The sequence below is a fragment of the Thermodesulfobacterium hveragerdense DSM 12571 genome (assembly GCF_000423845.1).
Taxonomy (GTDB): domain Bacteria; phylum Desulfobacterota; class Thermodesulfobacteria; order Thermodesulfobacteriales; family Thermodesulfobacteriaceae; genus Thermodesulfobacterium; species Thermodesulfobacterium hveragerdense.
In genome coordinates, this window is record NZ_KE384097.1 from 1 (window position 1) to 11768 (window position 11768).

7 protein-coding genes and 2 pseudogenes are annotated in these 11768 nt (G+C 35.5%); 5 read left to right on the plus strand and 4 right to left on the minus strand.

Annotated elements, in window-relative coordinates:
- Positions 1–210 (minus strand): annotated as a pseudogene (locus G580_RS10715) (IS256 family transposase); the annotation flags it as partial.
- Positions 211–338: 128 nt separating this feature from the next.
- Here G580_RS10715 and G580_RS10720 point away from each other — a divergent pair.
- The 4 genes and pseudogenes from G580_RS10720 to hpt form a co-directional block, all read left to right on the plus strand.
- Positions 339–1061 (plus strand): annotated as a pseudogene (locus tag G580_RS10720) (NAD(P)/FAD-dependent oxidoreductase); the annotation flags it as partial.
- 60 nt (positions 1062–1121) lie between these two features.
- Positions 1122–2237 carry a DNA polymerase III subunit beta gene (gene dnaN / locus G580_RS0108640; protein ID WP_028841806.1) on the plus strand — a complete coding sequence of 372 codons (1116 nt, stop codon included), beginning with the start codon at positions 1122–1124 and terminating at the stop codon, positions 2235–2237.
- Between the two features lie 46 nt (positions 2238–2283).
- Positions 2284–4695 carry a DNA topoisomerase (ATP-hydrolyzing) subunit B gene (gyrB, locus tag G580_RS0108645; protein WP_028841807.1) on the plus strand — a complete coding sequence of 804 codons (2412 nt, stop codon included), beginning with the start codon at positions 2284–2286 and terminating at the stop codon, positions 4693–4695.
- Between the two features lie 14 nt (positions 4696–4709).
- Positions 4710–5243 (plus strand): hypoxanthine phosphoribosyltransferase, encoded by a 534-nt coding sequence (gene hpt, locus G580_RS0108650; protein WP_028841808.1) that lies wholly within the window; start codon positions 4710–4712, stop codon positions 5241–5243.
- A gap of 121 nt (positions 5244–5364) precedes the next feature.
- On the opposite strand, the gene G580_RS0108660 is transcribed toward hpt, so the two are convergent.
- Genes G580_RS0108660 through polX form a run of 3 tightly spaced genes read right to left on the minus strand, consistent with a single transcriptional unit; the run spans position 5365 to position 10409 of the window.
- Positions 5365–6363 carry a YeeE/YedE thiosulfate transporter family protein gene (locus G580_RS0108660; protein ID WP_028841809.1) on the minus strand — a complete coding sequence of 333 codons (999 nt, stop codon included), beginning with the start codon at positions 6361–6363 and terminating at the stop codon, positions 5365–5367.
- A gap of 17 nt (positions 6364–6380) precedes the next feature.
- Positions 6381–8690: a hypothetical protein gene (locus G580_RS0108665; RefSeq protein ID WP_028841810.1), complete on the minus strand. Its 2310-nt coding sequence runs from the start codon at positions 8688–8690 to the stop codon at positions 6381–6383.
- Positions 8691–10409, minus strand: a complete 1719-nt coding sequence (gene polX, locus G580_RS0108670; protein WP_028841811.1) for a DNA polymerase/3'-5' exonuclease PolX — start codon at positions 10407–10409, stop codon at positions 8691–8693.
- 246 nt (positions 10410–10655) lie between these two features.
- Here polX and G580_RS10725 point away from each other — a divergent pair, with 246 nt between their 5' ends.
- The gene (locus G580_RS10725; protein WP_051173324.1) at positions 10656–11768 is read left to right on the plus strand and encodes a D-alanyl-D-alanine carboxypeptidase family protein; all 1113 of its coding nucleotides are present in this window, start codon (positions 10656–10658) and stop codon (positions 11766–11768) included.

An 11768-nucleotide genomic window follows, 5' to 3' on the forward strand; every position in this document is an offset into this window, starting at 1 on the left:
AGAGATACCAAGGTTACCTAAGAAACAGGCAAGTTGTCTTTCATAGTAACCATTAGCTTTATTATCAATACTATCTCTAAGGAATATTTCTCTTTCTTTTTTCATGAGAGCGTTTAAGAGGAGTGCAGCAGCCATTTTGATACCCTCTTTTGATTCAATTTTTGAGATTTCACTTAAAACTTTTTCTAAATCTAAGTCTAAGTTTTCCATTTTACAGACCTCCTGGTTAGTTTAGTCTTTTAGGTTTTATGTTATCATTAATTTAAAAAATATTAAAAATTTTTATTATGCCTCTAAAATATTTTATTAAAAGACACAATTTATATTCTACTCCCAAACTCTCTACGGCTATCAATCCTGTAGATATTGGTGTAAGGGTGGAAGTTCCTGCTGCAATAATGGAGGACCTTACGTCCAAAGTTTATGAGCCTAAGTTCGTTTATTTCTCAAAAACTTTTGATGATAAGGTAAGAACCTTTTGTGTAAACCCCTACGGGGAAGTGGTTATGGAAAACATAGACGGCATATGGACGGTAAACGGCCATAGTTATGCTAATCAAAGAACAGAAAACACCAACTTTGCTATCCTTTGCAGCACATATTTTACCGAACCTTTTAAAGAACCTGTTTTATACGGAAAAAACATCTCTAAATTGGCCAATTTTTTAGGAAATGGGGTCTTAGTCCAGCGCTTAGGAGATATAAAAAGAGGGAGAAGGTCTAACGAAAAAAGGATAGCTAAAAACTTAGTACAACCTACCTTAAAAAGCGCAACTCCGGGGGACTTAAGTTTTGTCCTTCCTTATAGATATTTAGTAAACATTTTAGAGATGTTAGAAGCACTTGATCAAGTCATCCCAGGTATAGCCTCTCCCTATACGTTGCTTTACGGAGTAGAAGTTAAGTTTTATAGCCTAAGGATAAATCTTAGCCCTGTTTTAGAAACAGAGATCAGGAATCTCTTTGCCGCAGGGGATGGAGCAGGAATTACCAGAGGGTTAATTCAAGCTTCAGTATCAGGAGTGGTAGTAGCAAGAGAAATCTTAAGACGTTTTTCTTAAAAAACTGCAAACAACTAAATTTATGTTATAATAAGAGCAAACTTGAAGCAGGGGGCACATATGCAGGTTAAAGTAGATACCTCCAAGTTAGAACGAGTTCTTAAAAACATAGAAAAAGTATCAGATAAAAAGGCTTCCATGGCAGTACTTTCTATGGTTTTAATCAAACCAAACTTAGAGGAAAACACCCTTTACTTTACGGCTACTGACCTTGAGATAGGGTATAAAGGTAAAGTTTGGGTGGAAATAGAAGGAGATTCAGATCCTTTTTGTGTTTCTGCTAAAAAATTTTACGAAATAGTCAAAAACTTTCCAGAAGACACCCTTTATCTTATAAAAGAGGAAAACAAACTGGTTATAAAAGATGAAGAAGAAAAAATTTTATATAATCTTAGCATCATGGATGGCGAAGACTTTCCGAGTTTACCAGAGTTTGGAGAGGATCACACAGTAGAAATTCCTGGAAAAACCTTGGCAGAACTTATAGATACTACAGCTTTCTGTACTTCTAAAGAGGATACTCGGTTTGTTTTGGCTGGGATTTATTTAGAACCTTTAAGAGAGGAGGGCAAACTTAGGGCTGTATCCTCAGATGGTCATAGATTAGCCCTCTTAGACAGAGAGGTTAGTGGGATAGAAAACTTTCCAGAGGGTTTTATCATAGCCAAAAAGGCAGCTAAACAAATAGAAGAGATAGCAGAAGAAGAGCTGTTGGTAAGGTTAGGATTTACTAATAACTATGTGGTTATCTGGACTTCAACGGCACTTTTTTTTGCAAGAACCATAGAAGGACCTTATCCTGATTACCGAATGGTAATACCCTCTGAATACCAAAACATTTTAAGGATAGACAGAAAACTTTTTATAGATGCGTTAAAAAGGGTTTCGTTGGTGGCTAACGAACGTTTTAAACCTGTCACCTTAGAGTTGCTACCTAACGAAGTTATTCTTACTTCCCAGGAAACCGAAATGGGTAAAGCTCAAATAAGGATTCCAGGAGAATATCAAGGAGAACCTATGGTGGTTAATTACAATGCTGACTACCTACTTGATGCCTTACAAATAATGAAGTCCGAAGAAGTAGAAATGAAAATAGGTGCAGGAAAAATACCTGCTATCTTAACCGGTTATAGAGACGAAGGTTTTTTGTATTTACTAATGCCTATGGTTTTATAGTTTTTTAATACAAAATCAAAAATTATCTAAAGGTGCTGTAGAGGCTATGGAGACAGAGAGAAACATGCAGTATGAAGCTCAAAGTATTAAAGTTTTATCAGGTTTAGAAGGTGTTAGAACAAGACCTGCGATGTATATAGGGTCTACCGATGTTTCAGGATTTCATCATCTGCTTTGGGAAGTCTTAGATAACGCCATAGATGAGGCCTTAGCAGGATTTGCTACTGAAATCTGGATCAGAATCCATCCTGACGGTTCTGCCAGTGTAGAAGATAACGGAAGAGGGATTCCTGTAGACCTTCATCCAGAAGAAAAAGTGCCAGGGTTGGAACTGGTTATGACCAGACTTCACGCAGGAGCAAAGTTTGACCATGGTGTTTATAAAGTCTCAGGTGGACTTCATGGAGTAGGAGTTTCGGTAGTAAACGCCCTTTCAGAATGGTTGATAGCTGAGGTTTACCGAGATGGAAAAACTTACAAACAGACCTATAAAAGAGGAATTCCAGACGGTCCTGTAGAGATAGTAGGGGAAACCAAAAAAAGAGGGACTTTGGTTAGGTTTAAGCCTGACAGAGAAATCTTTGGAGATTTAGAGTTTGACTTAGACATAATAAAGAGAAGGGTAAAAGAATTAGCCTACTTAAACCCAGCCATAAAACTTCATCTTATAGACGAAAGAATAGGTTATACAGAAAAGTTTCACTATAAAGGAGGTATCGTAGAGTTAGTCAAGGGATTAAACGCTAAAAAAAATCCTGTCCATTCTAAAGTAATATACATTGAAGGAGAAAAAGAAAACATAAAAGTAGAGATAGCACTACAATATAATTCAGGCTATACAGAGACCATTTACAGCTATGTAAACAACATCTTTACCAAGGAAGGAGGCACCCATGTGATAGGGTTTAGGGCTGCCCTTACCAAAGCCATAAATCGCTATATTTCAGACGATAAAGTTCCCAAGCAGTTTAAGATAAAAATCGAAGGAGAGGATGTAAAAGAAGGACTTTGCGGTGTAATCTCTCTTAAAGTGCCTGACCCACAGTTTGAAGGACAAACCAAAATGAAGCTTGGAAACAGCGAAGTAAAACCTATCGTAGAATCAATAGTTTATGAAGGACTCTTAAAATTTTTCGAAGAAAATCCTGGAGAAGCCAAAAAAATTATCCAAAAATTGGTAATAGCCGCCAAGGCAAGAGAGGCCTCAAGAAAGGCTAAAGAACTGGTAAGAAAAAAAAGTGAAATAGAAGATTTTATCGTAGCTGGTAAACTGGCTGACTGTTCAGAAAAAGCTCCAGAAAAAAGAGAACTTTTTATAGTAGAGGGAGATTCTGCAGGAGGGTCTGCCAAACAAGCCAGAGATAGAAGATTTCAGGCTATCCTTCCTTTGAAAGGGAAAATTCTTAACGTAGAAAAAGCTAATATAGAAAAAATGCTTTCTTCTGAAGAAATAAAAGGCCTGATAGCAGCTTTAGGCACTGGGATAGGTCCTGAAAGTTTTAACCCAGATAAATGTAAATATCATAAAATAATCATCATGACTGATGCCGACGTAGATGGAGCTCATATAAGGACCCTTTTACTAACCTTTTTTTACAGACAGATGTTTGAGTTGATAGAAAGAGGTTGGATTTTTATAGCTCAACCTCCCCTTTATAGGGTGGTTGATGGCAAAAAAGAAGTTTACCTAAAAAACGACGAAGAGTTAGATAAGTATATCATAAATAAGTTGGCAGAAAACGTAAAGATCTCTTTTACTAAAGATCAACAAACCTTTTTATTAAAGGATTTCAAATCTTTCTTCCTTAATTGTGCTAAACTTGATAGACTGCTTCTTAACTTACTAAAAAAAACCTATCCCCCTCAGGTAGTACTAATTCTACTTCAGGGAGGTTTTGACAATCTTACCTATTTTGAAGATCTAAACAAGATAGAACAAATAGCTATAGATTGTCAAAAAGCAGGATTTAAAGTTTCCAAAACAAAATCCAGTAGTTATAATCCAAAATACTATGAATTTTTCGTGTTTTCTGAAAAAGAAGCGACCGTTTCCTGTTTGGTTGGACCAGAACTAATCTTAGAAAGAGACTACAGGGAGGCTTTAAAGGTATTTTCTCACCTTAAACCTAATCTGGGGCAGACAATTCACATAGAGTATAAAGGAGAAAAAAAGTCTTGGGATAACTGGTTTTTCTCTATTTCTGAAATTCTTTCTTATCTTAGAGAAGAAGGAAGAAAAGGTTTATTTGTACAGAGATATAAGGGATTAGGAGAGATGAACTCAAAACAGTTGTGGGAAACCACAATGGACCCTCAAAAAAGGGTTTTAAAACAAGTAACCATCAAAGATGCTGAAAAGGCAGATGAGCTTTTTTCTATTCTCATGGGAGAAAACGTAGAACCAAGAAGAGAATTTATCTATAAACACGCCTTAGAATATAGAGAATTAGACATATAACGAGGGGCTAACACATGGAAAAACCTCAACTAAAACTTATTATATCTGAAGAAGAAATTTTACGCAAAATAAAAGAGTTATCCGATAAAATTGATAAAGATTTTAACGAAGAACCGATAGTATTTATAGGTACGTTGAAAGGAGCTTTTATGTTTCTTTCAGACCTTGTTAAGCATATCAGAAATCCTAATGTAGAGGTTGATTTTGTTCGGGTTAGAAGTTATGGACTTTCTGACAAATCTTCTGGAAAAGTTGAATTGGTAAAAGATTTAGAATTACCTGTAGAGGGCAAAAACGTAATCATCGTAGAAGACATCGTTGATACCGGACTTACCTTAAAATTTTTGTATGAAAGGATTAAAGAGTTAAACCCTAAAACCCTTAAAGTTTGTGCTCTGATCAATAAAAGAGAAAGAAGAAAAGTAGATGTGCCGGTAGATTACGTTGGATTTGAAGTAGAAAAAGGGTTTTTGGTAGGTTATGGTTTAGACTTTGCTGAACGCTACAGACACCTCTCTGAGGTTTATGAGGTGATAAAAGATGAATAAAAAACGATTTATCTGGAATTATCTTAAAAACAGCCCCTGGTATTTATGGGTGATAAGGATATCAGGGGCCGTTTTCCTTGCTTATATCTTGATAAAATTACTAAAGTTAAAATAAACCACTTCAAATATAATAACGCTTTAACAACTTTTTGGTTTTGCTGTTCCACCAACTAAAAGTCAACCAGAAACCTAACACCACCAATGAGATTAAAAGAGCCCCTGGATAACCAAAATAATCTGGCAGATAAATGGTCTGATTTTTTAGCGGTCCTTGTAAGGAAGAAAGAGAGATGGTTGAGTTTAAAGCTTTATAACAGCTTAGTAAAACCCCTAAGGTAATGAAAGACTTAAGGTCTCCCTCTCCTGATTTCGCAAAGAGACTTGCTCCACAAGAACCTGCTAACAACATCCCTAATCCAAAGATTATCCCTCCGACAAGACCTAAGACTCCAAAATTTGGTAAAACATAGGTATATGGTTCTAATACTTGGTAATACTTGAGTCCCCATATACCTGAAACCGCTAATCCTAAGGTTAAAACCACAGCTTGGGTATTTATGTTTTTTTCTGAAAAGAAAGGTTCTTTTAGCGTATTCACCATACACCAGTTGCTTTTTTGTAGAACCATTCCTATAGCTGCCCAAAGAACAAGATCCCAGGACTTAAAACACAACCAAACCAAAACCCCAAGGCTTAGTAAAGCCAGCAGAGGATTTAACTTGGTAAATCTTATTTGTATCGCTCTAACCTGTTGCTTTTTTTCTAACTCTTTTAGCTGATATTTTATCCCTATAAAACCCCCTATCCACAAACCAACCATTACCACCAAAGAACCTGCAGAAAGGTTAACAAAGGGCATTACAAAAGAGGTAACGTTGTCTCCTGCTGCTAAAAATGCTCCTATACCCATTAAAACACCAGCAATAAGACTTTTAGTCCATTCTTGATTAGCCGGTATCCTTAAGCCACACTCTTTAAAAAGATTGGCAGAAAAAAAAGCTCCTAACCAAAGAACAAATAAATTAAAAAAAGGTTGGTTAGTAATACCCCAGGGAATATCAAAATATTCTCCCAAAACCAACAAGAGAGCTAATAAAATACCTCCTACCCTTACATCCATAAAAACCCTCCCTCTTTCTAAAATTTAGCCACAAAACGCTGATAAAACGCAAACTTTTCTTTAAGTGTTTCAGGTTGAGCCTTTAGCCAGTCCTCCAAAGAACCTTGAAAAATTATCTTCTGGTTTTGAACCTCTGTTAAAAAATCAGCTAAAAACACAGCCAACGGGTTTGTCTCTAAGATAATAAAAGTCACAGCTTTTGCAACCATCTTTTCTATCCACTGATAAAGCCTGTTTATATCTTCTAAATGTAGCCCTTCAAAAGGAAACTCTAAGAAAATATATTCCACGTGTTTTTTCTCGGTTAAACTTTTTATCAAAGAAAGCCTACTTTTTTCTCCTCCAGAAAGGGTCCGGACTTCTTGAGAAAGCCTTAAATACCCAAGTCCGATGTCTATGAGATGCATCAACTTTTCTTTTACCTTAGGAAGGTTTGAAAAAACCTGAATGGCCTCTTCTATGGTAAAATCTAAAAGTTCAAAAATTTTAAAACCTTTGTATTCTAAGTTTAATACCTCTAAACTTAATCTTTTACCCAAACATTCTTCACACAAAACTTCTATCACAGTTTCTTCTTCTTTGTAGATTTTTTTACCTTTACCCTGACAACCCACACAAACTCCTTCTTTGGTAGTAAAACTAAAATATCTTTTAGTAAGACCTTTTACCCTTGCCGAAGGAACTTGAGCCAAAACTTCTCTTAACGTGTCCCAAACGTTTAGATACTGGATAACCCAATCCTGTTTTTTTTCAAAAACTGAGAGATCACTGAAAACCACCTGTTTACCCTGATTGCCTAAAAACTCAAAAAGTTGTTTAAAAACTTTCGTTTTACCACTCCCAGGCCTTCCGTAAATAAGATTTATCCGGTTAGAAAAAATCTTAACACGACCCAAAGGTAAAGATAGATCAACCATTTCTGTGTCTCTTGTTTTTTCTTTTTTAACAATCCTTTTCTTTCCTGAAAAATAACCTGAGGTTAAGGTGCGATTTTTTTCAAAATATAAAGGAGTAAAATCTGCTTCTACCAAGTATCCTCCTTTCTCTCCTCCTCCAAACCCTAACTCGATGATAAAATCTGCTTCAGAGATAAAATAGGGATCATGTTCTACGACTAACAATGAGTTTCCTTTTTTTACAAGATTTTTCAGAAATTCTAACACTTTAAACCTCTGGTCTAATTCAAGTCCTAAAGTAGGTTCATCAAGAACAAAAAGGCAGTGAGTAAGATCTGCGGTTAAAACCTGCAAAACCTCTATCAGTTTTTTCTCCCCTACAGAAAGCTTAAACACAGGGGTGGAAGGGCTAAGATAGGCTATTCCTAAAAATTCAGCTTGTTTTAACTTATATAGTAAAGACTTTACAAAATTCTCTAAGCCTTTAACTTCAGAAAATCTTGATAAAAACTCCTTAAAACTTTTAAGGTCTAATCTTAAAAATTTTTCTATACTAACCTCCCCTATCCTACTTTTTAAAACCTCTTCTCTTAACTTTAATCCATTACAAGTGTCACAGGCTACCTTTTGTTTATAACCTCTACCTCCGCAGGTTTTACAATAAAACCAACCCATCGGTAGGATGCTGCCGCATTGAAAACAAACAGGCCTTAAACTAAACTGAGCTTGCAGCCCTTCGGTAGTTTTTAAGAAAAACCTTCCGTTACTAAGAGAAAAACTAATTCTTATGTTTTCAACCAACCTATCTCTGCCCTTCCCTTCTTTAACCATCCTGTCTAAAATCAAAAAAACTTCATTAAAACTTTGAGGCAGTATTTCTTCTGAGAGGTCTATTTCTTTATCGTCTACGAGATATTTTACGAAACCTTGAGAAATTAAATATTCGATAGCTTTAGGAGTAACCCCTAAAAGTGGAACTAAAAAATAAAATTTAGTCCCTTCTTTTAAGGTTTCATACCAAGAAAGAACCTGAGAGATAGAATGTATCCTGTTAAAAGCCCCACAGGAAGCACAAAAAACCTCTCCTTCATGTAAAAATAAAACCTCTAAAACCTTTAACAGTCCTAAAAACTCTCCAACGGTTTTATAAGGGAACCAATTTCTTACGCCCTGAGTTAAAGCAAAGACAGGAGGTATAGAAGAAGAAAAAGTCGCTTGATAAGAAGTAGTTACGTAAAATTCTTTATCATAATTCAAAATCTTTAAAAGTCGATTTTTCCCTTCTTCGGCGATCGTATCTATAGCAAGGGAACTCTTTCCAGAGCCTGAAGGGCCGGTGATAACGACTAAAGAGTTTAATGGAATTTTAAGGGCAAAACCTTTGAGATTATGGGTTGAAACTTGTTGTAACTCAAGGTACTCTCTTTTCACCTATGGTCTTAACCTCTTTAACCAAGATATAAGGTCTGAATAAGAAAGAGTATTTAAAACATTTCTTTTTTCACACCAACCTCTTCTTGCGGTAGCTGTCCCTAAGTGTAGGTAATCCATCTGATCTATAAAATGTGCATCAGTCCCTATGATAACAGGTATCCCTTTTTCTATGGCTGCTCTTATGTTGACATCGTTTAAATCTAACCTTTTGTAATAAGCGTTTATTTCCAAAGCTCTTTGATATTGAGCGGCTACTTCTATTATTTTGGAAAGGTTTACGGCATAAGGTTCTCTTTCTCCGATGACCCTACCTGTAGGATGGGCTATCGCATGAACTAAAGGATGTTTTAAAGCAGAGATAATTCTTTGGGTAATCTGTTCCTCAGATTGCTGAAAACCTGTATGGATAGCAGCAATCACAAAGTCTATCTCTTTCAATACCTCATCAGGATAATCTAAAGAACCATCTGAAAGTATGTCTACCTCTGCTCCAAAAATCAGTTTAACCTTTTTGGATCTTTTGTTTATTTCTTCTATTTCTTTTTTTTTCTTAAAAAGGTCTTCTACAGGTACCCCTCCCGCCACTTTTAATCCTTGAGAATGATCGCAAACTATAACCCATTCAAGCCCCATCGCTTCAGCTTTTTGAACGATTTCTTGTAAGCTTGCCTTGCCGTCACTATATTTTGAATGTACATGTCCATCTCCTTTTATTTCTTGATACTCTACCAACTTAGGCAATCTTCCTTCAAGAGCTGCTTCTATTTCGCCACGGTCTTCTCTAAGTTCAGGAGGTATAAAAGGAAGACCTAACACCTGATAAACTTCTTCTTCAGTCTTCCCAGCAATTTTAATCTCACCTTTGTAAACTCCATATTCGTTTATTTTTAAACCTTTTTCTAAGGCAAGTTCTCTTACCCTAATATTATGGGCTTTCGAACCTGTAAAATAAGCTAAAGCCGCTCCCCAAGAGTCAGGACTCACTACCCTTACGTCCATTTGAATACCTGTTTTTAACCTAACGCTTGTTTTAGTTTCTCCAAAGGCTATCACCTCTTCCACTAAAGGTAGTTCAACGACCTTTTTCATCACCTGCTCTGGCTTTTGAGAAGTAATAAGCACATCGATGTCTTTGACACTCTCTTTTCTTCTTCTTATACTTCCGGCTATAGCAATCTGCTCCACAGGACTTATGGCTTTAAGAGTTTGGACTATCTCTTCTGCTATAGGCAAAATCTCTCCTAAAGGTCTTCTTCCTATTTTTTCTTTAAAAAGTTTTATTCCTTTTAGGATGTTTTCCTCGGTTTTTATCCCAAAACCAGGAAGTTTAGCCAACCGATGCTCTTTACAGGCTTTTTCCAATTCGTCTAAGCTTAAAATGTTTAACTTTTCATAAAGCACTTTTACTTTTTTTGGACCAAGTCCCGGGATTTCTAAAAAAGTAAGAAGCACCGGTGGTATCTCTGACTTTAGCTCTTCATAAAGTTTTAAGGTTCCTGTTTGCAAAATCTCTTTAATTTTACCTGCTAAATCTACACCAATTCCTGGGAGTTTTTCCAATTTATTTTCTTTAGCCAACACTTCCACGTCCTGAGATAAAGACTCTATCACTTGAGCTGCCCTTTGATAAGCCCTAATCCTGTAAGGATTGTCTCCCTTTATCTCTAAAAATGCTGCTACTTTGTCTAAGATATCAGCTACTTCTTTGTTTTTCATAATCAGAAACCCTAAATAATCGTAATAATATAGTAATTTAATCAAATAAACCCTGTTTCTTCTTAAATTTTAACCATTCTTTGTTTTTTTTAAAGTTTTATCGTTTTTTAATATTTGACTTTTTTGGTTTTTTATGGTAATTTTAGAAAAATCTTGGAAGTTTTGACTATATTTTTTAGCTCTTTTAAAGTTTTTTAAGTTTTAGCTTTAAATTTACTTAAAAATTTAAAAAAGGAGGAGAAAAAAATGAAAAAAAACATAAAAAAATTTTTAGGATTAATTTTATTTTTTTGCTTAATCCTCTTTGGAAAACAAGGATTAGCTGAAGACATAAACAGTTTATCTGAGATAAGTGCTATAACTGCGGTTACTTTAGATGCAACCACAGGGAAAGTTCTTTTTGCCAAAAATCCTAACCTTAAAATACCTCCTGCAAGCACGGTAAAATTAGTTACAGCAATGGTGGTTTTAGACAAACTATCTTTAAACAAGAAAGTAACCATTTCTAAAAACGCAGCTGAAACCCAGAGTGTTGCTCCTCTTTTAAAAGAAGGAGAGGTTTATACAGTAAGAGACCTTCTGTATTTAACGCTTATGAAATCTTCCAACCAAGCTGCGGTAGCTCTGGCAGAAGAAGTGGCAGGTTCTGAAGAAAACTTTACCCTTTACATGAACCAGAAGGCAAAGGAATTAGGATTAAAGAATTCTCATTTTACTTCTGCTTCTGGGTTGCCTGCTCCTGGACAGTATACCACTGCCTATGAACTATCCTTGATTCTTTATCATGCTCTTAAGTATCCTCTAATAAAGGAAATCATCCATACTCCTACGAAAATCATAGCTTCGGAAAACGGAAGGGTGCTTGTACTTAAAAACACTAACACCCTTTTAGAAGACCCAGAGTTAAAAGGTTATGTGTTAGGTGGAAAAACGGGTTTTACCAGGGCTTCTAAACATTGTTTGGTAACAGCTTCTCAAGTTAACAATCGTTTAATCATAACCTCTGTACTTGGAGCTCCTTCAAGAGAAAGTTTATGGCGTGATTCTAAAGAACTAATTAAGTTTAGCAGATTAGTTTTAGAAAACAAAGCAGAACCTTTATACCTTACCACAGTAGTAACCTCACAGATTCCGATGCATCATGTGTCTAAAAGTAAAATTTTCAAAGCAAAATCAGTAGCTAAAAGTTCCAAAAAATCTAACAAATTCGTCAAAAAAACTACCAAGAATGGTAAAAATAAAACATTGGCCCTTAAACTCCAAAAAACTTCTAAGTTAAAAACAAAGATGGCTAAAACTACGAAAAAAAATACCAAAATAACAGTTAAGTCTTCTAACACTCAAAAAAAACGTTCATAA

Excerpts from the sequence above, each read along its gene's own strand:
- dnaN (WP_028841806.1), top strand. The coding sequence starts at position 1,122 with ATGCAGGTTAAAGTAGATACCTCCAAGTTAGAACGAGTTCTTAAAAAC.
- gyrB (WP_028841807.1), top strand. The coding sequence starts at position 2,284 with ATGGAGACAGAGAGAAACATGCAGTATGAAGCTCAAAGTATTAAAGTT.
- hpt (WP_028841808.1), top strand. The coding sequence starts at position 4,710 with ATGGAAAAACCTCAACTAAAACTTATTATATCTGAAGAAGAAATTTTA.
- G580_RS0108660 (WP_028841809.1), bottom strand. The coding sequence starts at position 6,363 with ATGGATGTAAGGGTAGGAGGTATTTTATTAGCTCTCTTGTTGGTTTTG.
- polX (WP_028841811.1), bottom strand. The coding sequence starts at position 10,409 with ATGAAAAACAAAGAAGTAGCTGATATCTTAGACAAAGTAGCAGCATTT.
- G580_RS10725 (WP_051173324.1), top strand. The coding sequence starts at position 10,656 with ATGAAAAAAAACATAAAAAAATTTTTAGGATTAATTTTATTTTTTTGC.